This window comes from Streptomyces sp. 3330 (genome assembly GCF_031456635.1).
GTDB lineage: Bacteria > Actinomycetota > Actinomycetes > Streptomycetales > Streptomycetaceae > Streptomyces.
This window is the reverse complement of sequence record NZ_JAVDVA010000046.1, coordinates 16582-35110: the sequence shown is the minus strand read 5'-3', so window position 1 is coordinate 35110 and position 18529 is coordinate 16582. Positions and strand designations below refer to the sequence as shown.

The window sequence follows — 18529 nt, the reverse complement described above, 5'->3', positions numbered from 1 at the left end:
CCGACTCCGGCTTCGGCTCGTGGTCCGGCCTGGACTCCGGGACTGCGTCCGGTTCCGGAGTCGAACCCGGCTTCTGGGCCGAGGCGGGTGCCTGGGCCGGTTCCGGCTTCTGGACCGGCTCCGGTGCCTGGACCGGCTCCGGTGCCTGGGTCGGCTTCGGGGTTGGCGCGTCCTTCGCTTGCCCTTGTTCGCTGGGCTCCGGGGTCTGCTGCGGCTCGTCGAACGCCGGGCGGGCGTGGTGCCACGGGGCGTCGGAGCTGCGGGGGGCCGTGGAGCGGCGTGCGGGGGTGTCGTCGGGCGTCGCCGGGGGCTGGGTGCGCTGCGAGGCCGAGCCCTGGGAGGCGCTGCGCGCGCGGCGCGGTCCTGCCGGGGGTTGCGGGGTCGACCCGGGGCCCGTCGGTTCCGTCGGCGCGGCGGGCGCGGATCCCGCGGTGCCCGAGGACTCCGTGGCAGCCGCTCGTTGCGAGGCCGAGCCCGCGCTCGCGCTGCGGGCACGGCGGGGCCCGGCAGGCGCCGCCGGAGCCGAGGGAGCCGTCGGAGCCGCCGATGTGCCCGGACTCGCCTGGCCCGCCTGGCCCGCCGGAGTCGAGGAAACCGGTGAAGACGGCGAGGACGCCGAAGAAGGGGAAGCGGGAGGGGTTGGCGGGGTTGGGGTGGGTGCGGTTTCCGGGGTCGGGGGGTTCGGTTGGCTTGCTGAGCCCTCCGAGGCCGTGCGGGCGCGGCGGACCGGGCGTTCGCCTGCCGCGCGTCCTGCCGCCGCTCGGGCCGGGCGGGCCGGGGCGGGCGGGAGCTGGCCCTTCAGGGGTCCCCATTCGTTGGGGTCGGGGACGCCCGGCGGGAGCATCTGGCGGCGCTTGGGGCCGCCGTGCTCGGACTCTCCGGGCTCCTTCGCGCCGGGCCAGGCCTTGGCCACGCGCGCGGCGAGGACGAAGTCCTTGCGCAGGGGGTGGCCCTCGAAGGTCTCCGGGAGGAGGAGGTGGTTCAGGGCGGGGTGGCCCGTGAAGGTGACGCCGAACATCTCGTGCGTCTCGCGTTCGTGCCAGGCCGCGCCGGCGTAGACGTCGACGGCGGAGGCGAGGGTCGGCGCCTCGTGCGGGATCGTCGTACGCAGCAGCAGGCGACGCACCGGGGAGAGGGCGACGACGTGCGCCGAGACGCGGAAGCCCGTGCCCGGTTCGTCGACCGCGCTCAGCCAGTCGAAGTAGGTGCAGGTCAGGCGGTCGCGGGCCACGCGCAGGGCGTCGGTCCAGGACGTGGGCGGGACGTCGACCGTCAGGACGTCGTACGACTCCTCGGCCGTGGCCTGCGGGCCGAACAGTTCGTCGGCGGGGGCGGGGAGCCAGCCGATCGTGGTCATCGGCCCTCCCCCGGATCGGGTGCTGCGGGAGTTCCGGCGGCCGGGGGCCGCACCAGGCCGCTCTGGAGGGCCGCCGTCGAGGGGCGGGAGACGGCCGGGCGGGACGGCGTCGGGCCGTAGCGCTCGGGCAGGGACTCCCGGGCGATCTTCTCCTGGAGCTTGAGGATGCCCTGGAGAAGCGCCTCCGGGCGCGGCGGGCAGCCCGGCACGTACACGTCCACGGGGATGATCTGGTCGACGCCCTTCGTCACCGAGTACGAGTCCCAGTAGGGGCCGCCGCAGTTGCTGCACGCGCCGAAGGAGATGACGTACTTCGGCTCGGGCATCTGCTCGTAGAGGCGCTTCACGGCCGGGGCCATCTTGTCGGTGACCGTGCCGGAGACGACCATCAGGTCGGCCTGGCGGGGGCCCGGCGCGAAGGGGATGACGCCGAGGCGGATGAAGTCGTGGCGGGCCATCGACGCGGCGATGAACTCGATCGCGCAGCAGGCGAGGCCGAAGTTGAAGACCCAGAGCGAGTAGCGGCGGCCCCAGTTCAGGATCACCTTCATCGGCTCCGGCGCCACGCGGGCCAGGGTGCCCAGGCGCTTCGGCTCCGGCAGCAGGACGGGCTCCGGGACCACCTGTTCGGGGTGTCCGGACTGCCCGGGCTGTGGCGGCTGTTCCGGCTGTTCCGGTGCATTCACTTTCGGCGTCACGTCCATGTCAGGACGCCCTTCTTGTAGGCGTACAGCAGGCCCACGGCCAGGAAGCCGAGGAAGATGAACATCTCCACGAGCGTGGTCGCGCCGTAGCCGGGGGCCGCGAAGACCGTCGCCCAGGGGAAGAGGAAGATCGAGTCGACGGCGAAGATCACGTAGAGGAAGGCGTAGACGTAGTAGCGGACCTGGGTGTGGGCCCAGCCCTCGCCCACGGGGTCGACGCCGCACTCGTACGTCAGGAGCTTCTCCGGGGTGGGGACCACCGGGCGCAACAGGCGCCCCGCGCCGAAGGCCACGGCGACGAACAGCACGCCGACGACGGCGAGCAGCCCGACGACGGAGTAGGACTGGAAGTAGTCCGCCGCGAATTCCGCCGCGACATCGACGGTCCGTTCCCGCACGCCCGTCCCTCGCTCCCTGACCTCAGTCTCTTCGACGACAGGCCGTTCGACGATCTGTACGCACGGGAGTCTAGGCCCTGATAAAGGGACGGTAAGCAGCCCGTCACGCCTCGTCCGGTGGGGCGGGGGTTTTCCCCCGGTCGAGGAAGGCAGCAGACCTCATGGCGCGGTGCCCCGCGGCGCGGCAGGCTAGCCCATATGACCGCTTCCGCCAGCCGATCCGCCTCCGACCCGAACCCCTCCGACGAAAAGGGTTTCCGCCCGGGCGGCTTTCAACCGGGCGGCTCCCACCCGAGAGCCGCTCCCCGCCCGACCGCCAGACCGGACACGACCGCCTCGCCAGGCCCGACCCCTGCGCCAGGCACAGCCGCATCGCCTGGCCCGACCGCATCACCTGGCCCGATCGCTGCGCCGGACACGATCACCGGGTCGGGCGCGGCCGGCTTGCCGGGCACGACCGTGGTGCCGGGCGCGGTGGGGCAGGGCGACGACCGTCTGCCTCCGGTCCGTCTCGCCTACGACCCGCAGACGTGGAAGGAGATCGCGCACCTTCTGACGAACCTGCCGATGGCGTTGATCGGGTTCACCTATGTGATGACGGTGATCGTCACCGGCGCCGCGATGACCGTCACCGTGGTCGGGTTCCCGCTGCTGGCGCTCGGGCTGGCCGGGGCGCGGCTGCTGGGCCGGTTCGAGCGGGGGCGGGCGCGTCTGCTGCTCGGGGTGCGCATCGACGAGCCGAGCCCGTTGCCGTTGCGCAGGGCGGGCGGTCTGTTCGAGCGGTTGTGGCTGATGCTGAAGGACCCGGTGGCCTGGCGGACGGTGCTGTACGACCTCATCCGGCTGCCCTGGGGAGTGCTGACGTTCAGCGTCGTTCTGCCCGCGCTGTTCGTGCTGTGGCCGGTGCTGCCGTTCCTGGCGCGCGGGCTGACCAACGCGGACCGGGCGATGGTGCGGGCCCTGCTGTCGCCCTCGGACGAGCTGGAGCGGCGGATCGCGGAGCTGGAGTCGGACCGGGGGGTCGTGGTCGACACCGCGGCCGCCGATCTGCGGCGCATCGAGCGCGATCTGCACGACGGGGCGCAGGCCCGGCTGGTCAACCTGGCGATGGGGCTGGGCCTGGCGAAGGAGAAGTTGCTGGAGGGTCAGGCCGACGAGGTCGTGGCGGCGATGGTGGAGGAGGCGCACGGTGAGGTGAAGCTCGCCCTCCAGGAGCTGCGGGACCTGGCGCGCGGGATCCATCCGGCGGTCCTGACCGACCGGGGGCTGGACGCGGCCCTGTCCTCCGTGGCCTCGCGCTGCACGGTCCCGGTGAAGGTGACCGCCGACCTGACGTCCCGACCGGCGCAGGCCATCGAGGGCATCGCCTACTTCACCGTCTCGGAACTGCTCCAGAACGTCAGCAAGCACAGCGGGGCCCGGTCGGCCTCGGTCGACGTGTGGCGGACGGACGACCGGCTGCTCATCCAGGTGTGGGACGACGGCCGGGGCGGTGCGCGGCTCGACGGCGGGTCGGGCATGCGGGGGCTCGCGGAGCGGCTGGACGCCGTGGACGGGCTGTTCGTCGTGGAGTCGCCGGTGGGGGGTCCTACGACGGTGACCGCGGAGCTGCCCTGGCGGAATCGCGGACAGAGCGAGTAGCGGGCAGCGGGCAGCGGACGGGCCGAGTCGGCGGCGCGGTGGGCGACGACCGCGGACAGCGACGACCGCGGGAGACGGCGGCGATGGGAGAGAGGGCTGCCTCGGGAGGTAGGGAAAACCCCCCTTCCAAGACGCCGACGGACTCCATGGTCCGTGGGGACGCCACCGAGCAGGGTGGGAGGTACGGATCGACAGCTGCGCGACGAGCAGGACGAGTAGAACGGACGACGCCGATGGCCACGCAGTACGGGCAGTACGGGCAGCACGACCAGTACGGGCAGTACGGGCAGTACGGGCGGCAGGACCGGTACGGGCCGGAGTACGGCCACCGGGACGCGGAGCGCCGTCACCTGCTGCCGACGTGGCTGCGGGAGCCGCTCACCGCGCGCCACTGGCGGGAGCTCGTCTACGTCCTGCTCGGGCTGCCGATCGGCATCCTGCTGTTCACCTTCACGATCACGATGCTGTCGCTGGGGGCCGGTCTGCTGGTGACGTTCCTCGGGATTCCGGTGCTGGCGGCGGGACTGGCGGCGGGCCGGGGCTTCGGGGCGCTGGAGCGGGCCCGGGCGCGGGGGCTGCTCGGCCTCGAGGTGGCCGATCCCGAGCCGCTGCGGCCGCGGGGCAAGGGTGCGATGGCCTGGATGGCCGCCGTTCTCAAGAGCGGGACGTCGTGGCGGCAGGCGCTGTACGCGGTGGTGCAGTTTCCGTGGGCGGTGTTCTCGTTCAGCGTCGCGGTGACCGTGTGGTCGTTCGGCTGGACGATGCTGACGTATCCGCTGTGGTTCTGGGTCTTCCCGATGTACGGCGGTCAGGGCGGGCTCCAGCTGTACGGCGACGAACAGCACAGCGTCTACCTCGACAACCCCTTCGAGATCACCGTGACGGCGTCGGTGGGTCTGTTGATCACGCTCGCCACGCCGTGGATCGTGCGGGCGCTGACGACCGTGGACCGGCTGCTGGTGCACGGGCTGCTCGGGCCGTCGTCGCTGGGGGCGAGGGTGGTGGAGCTGGAGTCCGACCGGGGGGTCGTGGTGGACACCGCCTCCGCCGATCTGCGGCGCATCGAGCGCGACCTGCACGACGGGGCGCAGGCCCGGCTGGTGGCGCTGGCGATGGACCTGGGTCTGGCGAAGGAGAAGCTGCGGGAGGATCCGCGCGAGGCGGCGCGGATGGTGGACGAGGCGCACGGCGAGGTCAAGACGGCGTTGCAGGAACTGCGGGACCTGGCGCGCGGGATCCATCCGGCGGTGCTGACGGACCGGGGGCTGGACGCGGCGCTGTCCGCGGTGGCGTCGCGGTGCACGGTGCCGGTGCGGGTGGATGTGGATCTGGTGGAGCGGCCGGCCCCGGCGATCGAGGGGATCGCGTACTTCACCGTCTCGGAGCTGCTCCAGAACATCAGCAAGCACAGCGGGGCGCGGTCGGCTTCGGTCGATGTGTGGCGGGTGGAGGACCGGTTGCTGCTGCAGGTGGTGGATGACGGGGTGGGCGGAGCGGACGCCTCCGGCGGGGGGTCGGGGTTGGCCGGGCTCGCGGGGCGGTTGGACGCGGTGGACGGGATCCTGGTGGTCGATTCGCCGGTGGGCGGACCCACCCGGGTCACCGCGGAGCTGCCCTGGCGCGGGGGCGGGGCCTGAGCGGCGAGCGCTCTCGCTGCGACGGCGGTGGGCCTCCTCGCCCCCGCCGCCCCCTGCCCTGTCCTACCCTGCCCGTCCTGTCCCTTCCCGTCCTGTCCCTTCCCGTCGTCCTGTCCGGTCCCGTCCCGGGGACTCTCCCCCCGTACCCGCGTACCTCGGCCCTCCTCCCCGCCATACCCCGAACCCCCGCCCCCCGAGCCCCCGAGCCCTCGGGCCCCTGGGCGCTCGAACCCCCGGGCCCCCGGGCCCCCGGGCAGCCGAACTCCCGAGGCTGAAACGCACTGGGTCGAGGGTCTCTTCGCGTCGTCCTCGTCCGGGGTGGGGTTCTCGGCGGGTGCAGACGGGGCCGTTGCTGGAATGCTTGACTGGTTCTACCAACGGGGTGGACGGCTGGGGGGCCGAGGAGCGTGGAGGACAGGGTGCGGGTGGTCATCGCCGAGGATTCGGTGCTGTTGAGGGAGGGGCTGACCCGGTTGCTGACCGACCGGGGGCATGAGGTGGTGGCCGGGGTCGGGGACGCCGACGCTCTGGTCAAGACCATCACGGAGCTGGGCGACGAGGGCGCGTTGCCCGATGTCGTCGTCGCGGACGTGCGGATGCCGCCGACCCACACGGACGAGGGGGTGCGGGCCGCCGTACAGCTGCGCAAGGCGCATCCGGGGCTCGGTGTGCTGGTGCTGTCGCAGTACGTGGAGGAGAGGTACGCCACCGAACTGTTGGCCGGTTCCAGTCGCGGGGTCGGGTATCTGCTGAAGGACCGCGTGGCGGAGGTGCGGGAGTTCGTGGACGCCGTGGTGCGGGTCGCGCAGGGCGGTACCGCCCTGGATCCGGAGGTCGTGGCGCAGCTGCTCGGGCGGAGCAGGAAGCAGGACGTGCTGGCCGGGCTCACCCCGCGGGAGCGGGAGGTTCTGGGGCTGATGGCCGAGGGGCGGACGAACTCCGCGATCGCCCGGCAGCTGGTCGTCAGCGACGGGGCCGTGGAGAAGCACGTCAGCAACATCTTCCTGAAGCTGGGCCTGTCGCCGAGTGACGGGGATCACCGCCGCGTACTGGCGGTTCTCACCTATCTCAATTCGTAGCGAGATGGCACTGTGCCTTTCGTCGAGCGGGGAACTCGGTGGAGGTGGCGCACAGGCGGTGGAGAACCGTGGTGTGATCCGGAGCGTCTACCGGAATCACACCGGGCGGCGGGAAATCATGAAGAGCGGGGGTGCCGGGCCGTCTCGGGACAACGACCGTCATACGAATGGCCGAGGTAAGGCGACCCTTACAGACGTAGGGTTGATCCGTGGACGGCCTTTGCGAAGGCCTTCCGGGACAGCCACCTCGAGGGAGGTCCAGTTCAGTGACCAGTCAGGTCAGCAGCCCAGCGGAACAGGACGACGGAACCGACGGAGCCGACGGGACCGTCGTGGGAGAACAGCGCAAACCGGGTGGGACGAAGGACGTCCGTCGTCTCGACCGGGTGATCATCAGGTTCGCGGGCGACTCGGGTGACGGCATGCAGCTCACCGGTGACCGCTTCACCTCGGAGACCGCGTCGTTCGGCAACGACCTCTCCACCCTGCCGAACTTCCCCGCCGAGATCCGCGCGCCCGCCGGCACCCTCCCCGGCGTCTCCTCGTTCCAGCTGCACTTCGCCGACCACGACATCCTGACTCCGGGTGACGCGCCCAATGTGCTGGTCGCGATGAATCCGGCGGCGCTGAAGGCGAACATCGGCGATGTGCCGCGCGGCGCGGAGATCATCGTCAACACGGACGAGTTCACCAAGCGGGCGATGCAGAAGGTGGGGTACGCGGCCTCGCCGCTGGAGGATGGATCCCTCGACGGTTACCAGCTCCATCCGGTCCCGCTGACCACCCTGACCGTCGAGGCCCTCAAGGAATTCGACCTCACCCGCAAAGAGGCCGAGCGCAGCAAGAACATGTTCGCGCTGGGCCTCTTGTCGTGGATGTATCACCGGCCCACCGAGGGCACCGAGAAGTTCCTGAAGTCGAAGTTCGCGAAGAAGCCCGACATCGCGGCCGCGAACCTCACCGCTTTCCGTGCCGGATGGAACTTCGGCGAGACGACCGAGGACTTCGCCGTCAGTTATGAGGTCGCCCCGGCCGCGAAGGCGTTTCCCGTCGGCACCTACCGGAACATCTCCGGGAACCTCGCTCTGGCGTACGGGCTGATCAGCGCGTCCCGGCAGGCCGACCTGCCGCTGTTCCTGGGGTCGTACCCGATCACGCCGGCCTCGGACATCCTGCACGAGCTCAGCAGACACAAGAACTTCGGCGTGCGGACGTTCCAGGCCGAGGACGAGATCGCGGGGATCGGCGCGGCGCTGGGGGCGGCCTTCGGCGGGTCCCTCGCCGTCACCACCACCTCCGGGCCCGGCGTGGCGCTGAAGAGCGAGACCATCGGGCTCGCGGTCTCGATGGAGCTGCCGCTGCTGGTCGTGGACATCCAGCGGGGCGGGCCGTCGACCGGTCTGCCGACCAAGACCGAGCAGGCCGACCTGCTGCAGGCCATGTTCGGGCGCAACGGCGAGGCGCCGGTGCCGATCGTCGCGCCCCGCACGCCCGCCGACTGTTTCGACGCGGCCCTGGAGGCCGCCCGGATCGCGCTCACCTACCGCACACCGGTGATGCTCCTGTCCGACGGCTATCTGGCCAACGGCTCCGAGCCCTGGCGGATCCCGGAGCTGGACGAGCTGCCGGACCTGACCGTGCAGTTCGCCCAGGGGCCCAACCACACCCTGGACGACGGCAGCGAGGTCTTCTGGCCGTACAAGCGCGACCCGCAGACGCTGGCCCGGCCCTGGGCGGTCCCGGGCACGCCGGGTCTGGAGCACCGCATCGGCGGGATCGAGAAGGAGGACGGGACGGGGAACATCTCCTACGCCCCGGCCAACCACGAGTTCATGGTCCGCGTGCGGCAGGCCAAGATCGACGGCATCGAGGTCCCCGATCTCGAGGTCGACGACCCGCACGGGGCGAGCACCCTGGTGCTGGGCTGGGGTTCCACCTACGGGCCGATCACCGCCGCGGTACGGCGGCTGCGCACCGCCGGTGAGGCCGTCGCGCAGGCCCATCTGCGGCACCTGAACCCGTTCCCGCGCAACCTGGGCGCCGTGCTGGAGCGTTACGACAAGGTCGTGGTCCCCGAGATGAACCTCGGCCAGCTCGCCACCCTCGTACGGGCGAAGTATCTGGTCGACGCCCGTTCGTTCAACCAGGTCAACGGCATGCCGTTCAAGGCGGAGCAGCTCGCCGCGACGCTCAAGGAGGCCATCCATGGCTGAGACCTCGACGGAGGCCACGGGCACGATCGAAGCGCTCTCGCTCGTCCCCAAGGCCGTGGCCCGGCAGTCCATGAAGGACTTCAAGTCCGATCAGGAAGTGCGCTGGTGCCCCGGCTGCGGTGACTACGCGATCCTGGCGGCCGTCCAGGGCTTCATGCCGGAGCTGGGGCTCGCCAAGGAGAACATCGTCTTCGTGTCGGGCATCGGCTGCTCGTCACGCTTCCCGTACTACATGAACACGTACGGCATGCACTCCATCCACGGGCGGGCGCCGGCCATCGCGACCGGTCTCGCCTCCTCGCGCCGGGACCTGAGCGTGTGGGTGGTCACGGGCGACGGCGACGCGTTGTCCATCGGCGGCAACCATCTGATCCACGCCCTGCGGCGGAACGTCAATCTGAAGATCCTGCTGTTCAACAACCGGATCTACGGGCTGACCAAGGGCCAGTACTCGCCCACCTCGGAGATCGGAAAGATCACCAAGTCGACGCCGATGGGCTCGCTGGACGCGCCCTTCAACCCGGTGTCGCTGGCGCTCGGCGCGGAGGCGTCGTTCGTGGCTCGGACCATCGACTCCGACCGCAAGCACCTGACGGAGGTGCTGCGCCAGGCCGCCGCCCACCCCGGCACGGCGCTGGTCGAGATCTACCAGAACTGCAACATCTTCAACGACGGCGCGTTCGAGGCGCTGAAGGACCGGCAGTCGGCCGAGGAGGCGGTGATCCGGCTCGAGCACGGGCAGCCGATCCGGTTCGGGGCGGACGGTGCGCGGGGCGTCGTGCGCGACCCGGCGAGCGGGGATCCGCGGGTCGTCACGGTGACTCCGGAGAACGAGGCGGACGTCCTGGTCCACGACGCGCACGCCACGTCCCCGACCACCGCCTTCGCGCTGTCCCGGCTGGCGGACCCGGACACCCTGCACCACACGCCGATCGGCGTGCTGCGCGCGGTGGAACGGCCGGTCTACGACACCCAGATGGCGGACCAGCTGGACGCGGCGATCGAGCAGCACGGCAAGGGCGACCTCGCGGCGCTGCTGGCGGGCGGCGACACCTGGACGGTCGTCGGCTGAGGCGTCAGGCCTGGGGTCCGGTGTCCGGTGCCTGAGACCTGAGACCTGAGGTCGGAGCGGTTCACGAGGCCCGGGAGCGCGGCTCCCGGGCCTCGTCGTATGCCCGGCGGGCCTGCTCCACGTCCGGCATGCGGGTGTGCGTCCACAGGGCGAGCGCGCGCACCTGCTCGGCCGCCTCCCGGCCGAGCTCGGTCAGGGAGTAGTCGACGCGCGGCGGGATGACCGGCTTGGCGTCGCGGTGCACCAGGCCGTCGCGTTCGAGGGTCTGGAGGGTCTGGGTGAGCATCTTCTCGCTGACCGGCCGGCCCACCCCGCCGATCGCCCGGCGCAGCTCGCTGAACCGGTACGAGCGGTCGAGCAGCTCGATCAGCACCAGGACACCCCACCGGCTGGTGACATGTTCGATGACGAGACGGTGCGGACACATGCCCTCCGCTTCGGACGGCCCCACCTGCACACTTACTGCCATGCCAGTACCTTACTTCAAAGTGGGTACTTTCGCTTGGTTAGTGCTCAGCCTAGGGTCGGTGACAGCCCCGCAACCCCCACCAGGAGTTCTCAGCCATGAGCATCGTCGTCACCGGAGCCACCGGACACCTCGGCCGTCACGTCGTGGAGCAGTTGCTGGAGAAGGTTCCGGCCGAGCAGATCACGGCCGTCGTGCGCGACGAGGCCAAGGCCGCCGACCTCGCGGCCCGCGGCGTACGGATCGCGGTCGCCGACTACAACGCCCCCGAGACCTTCGGCAGCCTGTTCGCCTCCGGCGACAAGGTGCTGCTGATCTCGGGCAACGAGTTCGACAAGGGCCGCCCGGCACAGCACCAGGTGGTGATCGACGCCGCGAAGGCGGCCGGGGTCGCGCTCCTCGCGTACACCAGCGCGCCGGGGAGCCTGAGCGCGGCGCTGGCGGACGACCACCGCGCCACCGAGAAGGCGCTGATCGCATCCGGCCTGCCGTACACGCTGCTGCGCAACGGCTGGTACCACGAGAACTACACCGAGCAGCTCGCCCCGGTGCTGGAGCACAACGCCGTCGTCGCCGCCGCCGGTGCGGGCCGGGTCTCCTCCGCCTCCCGCGCCGACTACGCGGCCGCGGCGGTCGCGGTGCTGACCGGCGAGGGTCACGAGAACAGGACGTACGAGCTGGGCGGCGACGAGGCGTGGAGCTTCGCCGAGTACGCGGCCGAGCTGAGCCGGCAGACCGGCAAGGAGATCGTCTACAACTCCGTGCCCGGCGAGGTGCTCACCGGCATCCTGACCGGCGCCGGCCTGCCCGAGGCGTTCGCGACGATCCTGGTCGGCGTGGACGCGTCGATCGAGAAGGGCGAACTGGTCGTGCCCGGCGGCGACCTGTCCCGGCTGGCGGGCCGCCCGACGACCCCGCTCTCCGAGGCGATCGCGGCCGCACTCAAGGGCTGACACTCCCCCGGCCGCGCTCATGCCGCGTGGCCCCTGGCCGTCACTCAGCGCCGCGCCCCACCCCGCCTGTCATGACCGTATGGCGATACGGGCATGACAGACCGGGGTGCTCGGCGTTACCTTCGTCCACGCATGCCTGACGTGAGAAGGAGGGGCCCCGTGGCCCGGACGTCGAAGAGTGAAGGCCGGACAGGCCTGCTGAACGGTCTGGCGGCCTACGGGATGTGGGGACTGGTCCCCCTCTTCTGGCCCCTGCTCAAGCCGGCCGGGGCGACCGAGATCCTCGCCCATCGCATGGTGTGGTCCCTCGCCTTCGTCGCCGTCGCGCTGCTCGTCGTCCGGCGCTGGGCGTGGGCCGGTGAGCTGCTGCGGCAGCCGCGCCGGCTGGGGCTCGTCGTGACAGCCGCGGCCGTCATCACCGTGAACTGGGGCGTCTACATCTGGGCCGTGAACAGCGGCCACGTCGTCGAGGCGTCCCTCGGTTACTTCATCAACCCGCTGGTCACCATCGCCATGGGTGTCCTCCTCCTCAAGGAACGGCTGCGTCCCGCGCAGTGGGCCGCGGTCGGCATCGGCTTCTCCGCGGTGCTGGTCCTGACCATCGGCTACGGCCGTCCGCCGTGGATCTCCCTCACCCTCGCCTTCTCCTTCGCGACCTACGGGCTGGTCAAGAAGAAGGTCAACCTCGGCGGGGTCGAGTCGCTGGCCGCCGAGACCGCCGTCCAGTTCCTGCCCGCGCTGGGCTATCTGCTGTGGCTGTCCGCGCACGGCGGGCTCACCTTCGCGACCGAGGGCGCCGGACACGCGGCCCTGCTCGCCTCCACCGGCCTCGTCACCGCGCTCCCGCTGGTCTGTTTCGGCGCGGCGGCGATCCGCGTGCCGCTGTCCACGCTGGGTCTGCTCCAGTACCTGGCGCCGGTCTTCCAGTTCCTCCTCGGCGTCCTCTACTTCGGCGAGGCCATGCCGCCCGAGCGCTGGGCCGGGTTCGCCCTGGTGTGGCTGGCGCTGGTGCTGCTCACCGGCGACGCGCTGCGCACCTCCCGCCGGGCGGCCCGTGCGCTCGGCCCCGCGATCGCCGACGGCAAGGACCGGTCCACGGTCAGGACGAGGACGCCCGCCGCGAACGACGCGACCGGCGGCGCGAACGGTGCTGCGGACGGCACCGTTCGGGAGGCGGACAGCGCGGCCCCCGGCGTCTCCGGCGCGTCCGGTGCACCCGGCGGCGCGGCCGTGTCCGGTGTCGCCGCCGTGGCCGCCGCCTCCGGCGTGCCCGGCGCGCCGGTCCCGGAGGCGGGAGTCTCCCCCCTCACCGAGCCGTAGCCCGCGGGCACCACCCCACCGCGATCCCCCGCGTTCCCAGCCACGACCGCCACCGCCACCGCCACCGTGAGCCCAGCCGCCACCGCCGTTCGACGGCACGGGAGGGCGGCGACGGGACGGGGGCGTCGGTGGGAGCGGAGCGCGGGGGTCCGGTCCGACCTCGCCGACGGGGTTCGGCGCGCGGCGGGTCGGCCCGGGGCGGGGCCTGCTAGAAGTGGCTGCATGACCGAGACATCTGGAGTACCCGAGGCCGGGCCCGCGCCCGTGCACTGGAAGCTCGTCGTCGACGCGGCCGACCCGCACGCACAGGCCGACTTCTGGGCCGGAGCGCTGCATTACGAGGTCGAGGACAACAGCGCCCTCATCGAGCGGCTGCTGGAGCTCGGCGCGCTGCCGGGGGCGGCGACGCTGGAGTTCCACGGACGCCCGGCCTTCCGGGACCTGATCGCCGTACGCCACCCGGGCGACCCGTTCGACCCCGACAGCGGGACCGGGCTCGGCCGACGGCTGCTGTTCCAGCGGGTCCCGGAGCCGAAGACCGTGAAGAACCGGCTCCACCTCGACCTGCACCCCGGCGAGGGGCTGCGCGCCGGGGAGGTCGAGCGGCTGACGGCCCTGGGGGCGAGCGTGCTGCGGGAGGTGAAGGAGCCGTCCGGGCAGTGGGTGGTCATGGCGGACCCGGAGGGCAACGAGTTCTGCGTCCACTGAGGGACAGGGGCGCCGCGGGCTTCGCTATGTGAACCGGCTGTCCGGATAGCGCTCTTGACGGAGTGTTGGCCCCGGCTTCACCATCCAGTCACCCCATTCACTGTGGATTACCTGTGGGCGTCCAGGTGCTCGACGGTCGCCCACGGGTGTCCCGCTGGAATTCGGAGCCCCCCACCATGAAGCTCCTCGTTTCCGGGCGGGCGACGGTCACCTCCGTCGTCGCAGCCGTCACCCTGCTCGCCACCGGATCCATAGCCGGGGCGGCACCCGCCCCCGAGGCCGGGGCGATCGCCGCCGCTCCCGACATCCCGGTGGCCAACGTCAAGGCCCACCTGACCCAGCTCCAGTCCATCGCCACCGCAAACGGCGGCAACCGAGCGCACGGCCGCACCGGCTACAAGGCGTCCCTCGACTACGTGAAGGCCAAGCTGGACGCGGCCGGATACACCACCGCCGTCCAGCAGTTCACCTCCTCGGGCCGCACCGGCTACAACCTCGTCGCCGACTGGCCCGGCGGCGACACCGGCCAGGTGCTGATGGCCGGGTCCCATCTGGACTCCGTGACCGCCGGGGCCGGCATCAACGACAACGGTTCCGGCTCGGCGGCCGTCCTGGAGACCGCGCTGGCCGTGTCCAGAGCCGGCTACCACCCCACCAAGCACCTGCGGTTCGCCTGGTGGGGCGCGGAGGAACTGGGCATGGTCGGCTCCCGGTACTACGTCAACAGCCTCTCCTCGGCGAACCGGGCCCGCATCAGCGGCTACCTGAACTTCGACATGATCGGCTCGCCGAACCCCGGCTACTTCGTCTATGACGACGACCCGGCCATCGAGAAGACCTTCAAGGACTACTTCACCGGCCTCGGCGTCCCGACGGAGATCGAGACCGAGGGCGACGGCCGCTCCGACCACGCCCCCTTCAAGAACGCGGGCGTGCCGGTGGGCGGCCTGTTCAGCGGCGCCGACTATCTCAAGACGACGGCGCAGGCGGCCAAGTGGGGCGGCACGGCCGGGCGGGCCTTCGACCGCTGCTACCACTCCTCCTGCGACACCACGGCGAACATCAACGACACGGCCCTGGACCGCAACTCGGACGCGCTGGCGTACGCGGTCTGGACCCTGTCCGCCTGAGCCCGCCCTGGTCCGGGCGGGTCCGGGCGGGTCCGGGCGGGTCCGGGCGGGTCCGGGCGGGTCAGCGCGGGTCAGCCGGCGCGGCCTCCGGGGCTTCCTGAGTCCGCCTGATTCCGCTCGATTTCTCCTGACCGGCCGACCGGCCGTTACGCGCCCGCCCTGCGGGCGCGTTCGGCCAGCCGGAGCATGCGCGCGCGGGCCGACTCCAGCTCTTCGAGGTCGTCGGCGGCCGGACCCTCCTCGGTGGTGAGTTCCGTCCACAGGCCGAGGAGTTCGGTCCCCAGGTTCAGTCCCTGCAGGGGGTCGCGTACGGCACGCCAGGCCGCCGCCGCGCTCTGGACGTTCCCGTACGCGGCCTCCGCGTCCCGGGTCCGGCGGTGGATGCGGGCCAGATCGAGGGAGGTGTGGAAGGAGCGCACCGGATCGCCTGCCAAGTAGGCGATGTACGCCGTGAGTTCACGCAGCCGGAGCACCTCGGGGTGCTCCGGTCCCAGCGTTCCGGACGCCTCCAGCACGGTCCGCTCCGCGAGGGCGGCCGCGGCGTCCGTACGGCCCGCCCGCACCGCCTCGTTGATCCGCGCGAGCGGTTCCGCGAGGAGGGCCGGGGGGCCGCCGTCGCCGTGGAGGGTGCGGGGGTCGTCCCCGAGCACCGCCTCCGCGACGGCGTCGAAGCCCCGGGCGGGGGTGGGCCTGGGGCCGGGGTCCGGGTCGAGGGCCGAGTCCGCGATGAGGCCGTCGGGGACGAACGGGGTGGGCGTGGAGCCGGACTTGGCGGCGGACGCCGAGGCGAACCGGGTGGTGGGCGTGGAGTCCGAGGCGGGCGTCGGGAGCGGCAGCGGGACAGGGGCCGTGACGGGGGCCGAGGTCAGGGGTGAGGCGGGGGCGGAGGTGGGGGGCGCGTCCTGGTCCGGCCGCTCGTCCATCGTCGGGGGCGGGCCGAACACACCCGTCGGGGCGGTGACGGTGCCGGGAGGAGCCGGGGTCTCCCCCGCCGTGTACGGGGACGCCGTATCGGGCGCCGACCGGTCTCCCCGTCCCGCTTCCGGTTCGGGCACCGCGCGCAACGGGAACGTCGGGGCCGCGTCCCGCACCGGCTCCGGCACCGCGCGCAGAAGGTGCGTCGCCTTGTCGCGTCGCGGCTGGTCGGACGGCTCGTCCTCGACGGGCACCGGCGTGTCGGCGGGCGCGGGGGCGACGGCGGGCACCGGCGTGTCGGCGGGCCCTGGGCCCGCGGCCGAGACCGGCGCGTCGAAGGGCGCGGGCGGGTCGGCGGGGGCGGCGATCGGCGCGGGCGGGCCGGTGGGCCCGGTGGTCCGCGCGTCCGGGGCCGGCTCCGCACGCGCCGGCTCCGCACGTGCCGCCGCCGTCGGGGCAGCGGCCGACGGGGCCGCCGCCGTCCGCAGGGGGTCTGCCGTGAAGTGGCTGGAACCGTCCGGGTCCACGCGCAGGGCGACGACGTAACCGATGCGTTCGTCGTGGACCGTGGCGAGGACCGGGTGTCCGGTGGCGAGGGCGATGCGGTGGAGATGGCTCAGGACGGCGCGCTGGATCTCCTCGCCGTCGGCCGCCACGACCGGTACGCCCCCTATGGTCGCCGTCCCACCCCCGCGGACGTGGACATCGAGCGGTGCCACCACGACGGCCGTCGGGCCGGCGTGCTTCTGTTCCCGCTTCTTCTCGCGGCTGAGTCGAGACATCGGTTCCTCACTCGGATGCGTCGTCACGATCCGGTCGTCCAGGCACGTGTACGTGGACACGTACTGTTGAGTCTCTCCGAGCGCTCCCGGTCCACGCGTCACCGCGACGTCACAGCCTCGTTCCAGGAACCCACGCCCCACTCCGGGGCGGCTCCCGGACCAGCCTGATCAGGGGCGCCCCGGAGAGTCGGCGGCGACGGGGAGGGGCACGGGTCATGGGGACGACGGACGGGCAGCGGGGGCCGGAGATCTGGATCCGCGGTCCGGTGGCCGCACCGGCTCCGGTACCGATGCCGTACGCCTCCACCGCCGCGCCCCGGCGCTTCTCCTGGGTCTGTACGCACGGCGGGGCCGGCGGCTCGACGCTCGCCGCGGTCTACGGCGGCCACGACTGCGGGCGCGCGTGGCCCGGCGCCGGGGATCCCCCGTCCGTGCTGCTGGTCGCCCGCACCCACGCGGCCGGGCTGGACTCGGTCCTGCGCACCCTGGAGGTCTTCCGGCGCGGCGAGGCCCCGCGAGGGCTCGACCTGGACGCGGTGGTGCTCGTCGCGGACGCGCCGGGCCGGCTGCCCCGGCCGCTCGTCCAGCGCGTGCGGGTGATCGAATCGGTCGTCGACGTGTACCGCGTCCCCTGGGTGGCGAACTGGCGTCTCGGCGAACTGGGCGGGCCCCCACCCCGCGAGACGGAACCGCTGTCCCGGCTCACCGGGGCACGCTGAGCGGGCGCGGGAGGCCGGGAGTGGGATCCGCCGGGCCCCTGGCGTGGCCGCCGGCCGGGGAGATCGCCGCGGCCGTGCGGGCGGGGCGGCTGTCGGCCGTGGACGTGGTCGGCGACGCGCTCGCCCGGATCGCGCGGGCCGACCGTTCGCTGTGCGCCTTCGCCGAGGTGTGGGAGGAGAGGGCGCGGGCGGGGGCGCGGGAGGTCGACGCCCGCGCCGCCGCGGGCGAGCGGCTGCCGCTGGCCGGGGTGCCGATCGGCGTGAAGGGGCGTCACGGTCTGCGTGCGGCGGGCCCGTTGATCGCCGCCGGGTGCGTGCCGGTCGGGGCGACGGCCGTGCCGGGACCGGGCACCCCCTGGCAGACCTGGGGCCTCGGCGCCCACGGCCGGACGGTCAACCCCTGGCGCGCCGACCGCACGCCGGGCGGCTCCTCGGCCGGGTCCGCCGCGGCGGTGGCCGCCGGCCTGGTCCCCCTGGCGACCGGCAGCGACGGCGCGGGCTCGGTGCGGATCCCGGCCGCGTGGTGCGGGGTGACCGGCCTGAAGACCACGAACCGCCGTCCGCCGCCCCGGCAGGGAACGGCCTCGCCCTCCGGTGACCGGACGGGACTGGCGGCGCCCGGCGTCCTCGCACACCACGTGGCGGACGCCGAGGCGTACTGGCAGATCCTCGCTCCGACGTCCTGGCCCGTCCGCTCGCCGACGCCTCTCCCGCCTGTCGCCGTGTTCTCCGCCGACCTCGGTTTCGCCGACCCCGACCCGGAGCCGCTCGCCCTGGCCCGTGCCGCCGCCGGACGCCTCGCCGAGGCGGGTGTCGTACGGCTGCTGCCGTCCTGCGGCGCGCCCCTGCGGCTGGCGGACCCCGCCCCGGCCTGGCTCGCGCTGCGCACCCCGGGCTCGGACCTGCGCGCCGCCGAACGCGTCCGGGACGTCAACGACCGTCTGCTGGCCGACCTCTTCACCCGCGCCGACCTGCTGCTGACCCCGACGACGCCGAACGCCGCCCACGGTCACGAAGGCCCGGGCGACCGCTACTCGACCGCGCTCACCTGGGCGTTCAACCTGAGCGGACATCCGGCGATCAGCATCCCGGCGGGGGTCGGCGCGGACGGCTGTCCCGTGGGGCTGCAGATGGTCGCGGCACACGGCGGGGAGACCACACTCCTGGCGGTCGCCCGAGCGGCCCAGGCCCAGACGCCTCCCGGTCCCGGGCCCCCGACCTCCACCCTCCCGATCCCCGGCGACCCGATGTCCGTTCCCCCGATGCCCATTCCCCCGATCGCCGGCGCCCGGGATCCCGCTCGCCCTGGCCCTGGACCCGGCCCGGCCCGCACCCATGGACCCGCCCCGCCCACGGACTCGCCCTAGCGCCGGTTCCACGGCCGGTATGCACCCCCCGATTGATACTTGCGCACACATATAATGCAGATGCAGAC

16 protein-coding genes are annotated in these 18529 nt (G+C 72.8%); 11 read left to right on the top strand and 5 right to left on the bottom strand.

The window, feature by feature from the left end:
• The 3 genes from J2X68_RS38730 to J2X68_RS38720 all read right to left on the bottom strand — a co-directional run.
• Positions 1 to 1357: NADH-quinone oxidoreductase subunit C (locus J2X68_RS38730; RefSeq protein WP_310437312.1), on the bottom strand; the 1357-nt coding region annotated here is incomplete at its 3' end.
• Positions 1354 to 2061 carry an NADH-quinone oxidoreductase subunit B family protein gene (locus J2X68_RS38725; protein ID WP_310437311.1) on the bottom strand — a complete coding sequence of 236 codons (708 nt, stop codon included), beginning with the start codon at positions 2059 to 2061 and terminating at the stop codon, positions 1354 to 1356. The genes J2X68_RS38725 and J2X68_RS38730, both read right to left, overlap by 4 nt.
• Positions 2052 to 2459 (bottom strand): NADH-quinone oxidoreductase subunit A, encoded by a 408-nt coding sequence (locus J2X68_RS38720; RefSeq protein ID WP_310437310.1) that lies wholly within the window; start codon positions 2457 to 2459, stop codon positions 2052 to 2054. Before J2X68_RS38720 ends, J2X68_RS38725 begins: the two co-directional genes overlap by 10 nt.
• A 444-nt stretch (positions 2460 to 2903) precedes the next feature.
• On the opposite strand from J2X68_RS38720, the gene J2X68_RS38715 reads away from it, so the two are divergent.
• The 5 genes from J2X68_RS38715 to J2X68_RS38695 all read left to right on the top strand — a co-directional run bounded on the left by J2X68_RS38715 (position 2904) and on the right by J2X68_RS38695 (position 10101).
• Positions 2904 to 4100, top strand: coding sequence for a sensor domain-containing protein (locus tag J2X68_RS38715; protein ID WP_310437309.1), 1197 nt, complete (start codon positions 2904 to 2906; stop codon positions 4098 to 4100).
• Between the two features lie 233 nt (positions 4101 to 4333).
• Positions 4334 to 5737, top strand: a complete 1404-nt coding sequence (locus J2X68_RS38710; RefSeq protein ID WP_310437308.1) for a sensor domain-containing protein — start codon at positions 4334 to 4336, stop codon at positions 5735 to 5737.
• Between the two features lie 407 nt (positions 5738 to 6144).
• Complete coding sequence (locus J2X68_RS38705) at positions 6145 to 6816, top strand: response regulator transcription factor (protein ID WP_028806907.1); 672 nt, start codon at positions 6145 to 6147, stop codon at positions 6814 to 6816.
• Positions 6817 to 7082: 266 nt separating this feature from the next.
• A complete protein-coding gene (locus J2X68_RS38700) occupies positions 7083 to 9029 on the top strand; it encodes a 2-oxoacid:acceptor oxidoreductase subunit alpha (RefSeq protein WP_310437307.1) in 1947 nt (648 codons plus the stop codon).
• Positions 9022 to 10101 (top strand): 2-oxoacid:ferredoxin oxidoreductase subunit beta, encoded by a 1080-nt coding sequence (locus J2X68_RS38695; protein WP_310437306.1) that lies wholly within the window; start codon positions 9022 to 9024, stop codon positions 10099 to 10101. Before J2X68_RS38700 ends, J2X68_RS38695 begins: the two co-directional genes overlap by 8 nt.
• Positions 10102 to 10162: 61 nt before the next feature.
• Here J2X68_RS38695 and J2X68_RS38690 read toward each other — a convergent pair whose 3' ends face one another.
• Positions 10163 to 10570: a helix-turn-helix domain-containing protein gene (locus J2X68_RS38690; protein WP_310437305.1), complete on the bottom strand. Its 408-nt coding sequence runs from the start codon at positions 10568 to 10570 to the stop codon at positions 10163 to 10165.
• Between the two features lie 95 nt (positions 10571 to 10665).
• On the opposite strand from J2X68_RS38690, the gene J2X68_RS38685 reads away from it, so the two are divergent.
• The 4 genes from J2X68_RS38685 (at position 10666) to J2X68_RS38670 (ending at position 14678) form a co-directional block, all read left to right on the top strand.
• Complete coding sequence (locus tag J2X68_RS38685; RefSeq protein ID WP_310437304.1) at positions 10666 to 11520, top strand: SDR family oxidoreductase; 855 nt, start codon at positions 10666 to 10668, stop codon at positions 11518 to 11520.
• A 159-nt stretch (positions 11521 to 11679) separates the two neighbouring features.
• Positions 11680 to 12840 carry an EamA family transporter RarD gene (gene rarD, locus J2X68_RS38680; RefSeq protein ID WP_310437303.1) on the top strand — a complete coding sequence of 387 codons (1161 nt, stop codon included), beginning with the start codon at positions 11680 to 11682 and terminating at the stop codon, positions 12838 to 12840.
• Positions 12841 to 13062: 222 nt separating this feature from the next.
• Positions 13063 to 13548: a VOC family protein gene (locus J2X68_RS38675; protein WP_310437302.1), complete on the top strand. Its 486-nt coding sequence runs from the start codon at positions 13063 to 13065 to the stop codon at positions 13546 to 13548.
• 176 nt (positions 13549 to 13724) lie between these two features.
• Positions 13725 to 14678, top strand: a complete 954-nt coding sequence (locus J2X68_RS38670) for a M28 family metallopeptidase (protein WP_310437301.1) — start codon at positions 13725 to 13727, stop codon at positions 14676 to 14678.
• A gap of 146 nt (positions 14679 to 14824) precedes the next feature.
• Here J2X68_RS38670 and J2X68_RS38665 read toward each other — a convergent pair whose 3' ends face one another.
• A complete protein-coding gene (locus J2X68_RS38665; protein ID WP_310437300.1) occupies positions 14825 to 16375 on the bottom strand; it encodes a tetratricopeptide repeat protein in 1551 nt (516 codons plus the stop codon).
• Positions 16376 to 16590: 215 nt separating this feature from the next.
• Here J2X68_RS38665 and J2X68_RS38660 point away from each other — a divergent pair, with 215 nt between their 5' ends.
• Both J2X68_RS38660 and J2X68_RS38655 read left to right on the top strand, forming a co-directional pair.
• Positions 16591 to 17094 carry a hypothetical protein gene (locus J2X68_RS38660; protein ID WP_310437299.1) on the top strand — a complete coding sequence of 168 codons (504 nt, stop codon included), beginning with the start codon at positions 16591 to 16593 and terminating at the stop codon, positions 17092 to 17094.
• Positions 17095 to 17114: 20 nt separating this feature from the next.
• A complete protein-coding gene (locus tag J2X68_RS38655) occupies positions 17115 to 18461 on the top strand; it encodes an amidase (protein WP_310437298.1) in 1347 nt (448 codons plus the stop codon).
• Positions 18462 to 18529 lie beyond the last annotated feature (68 nt).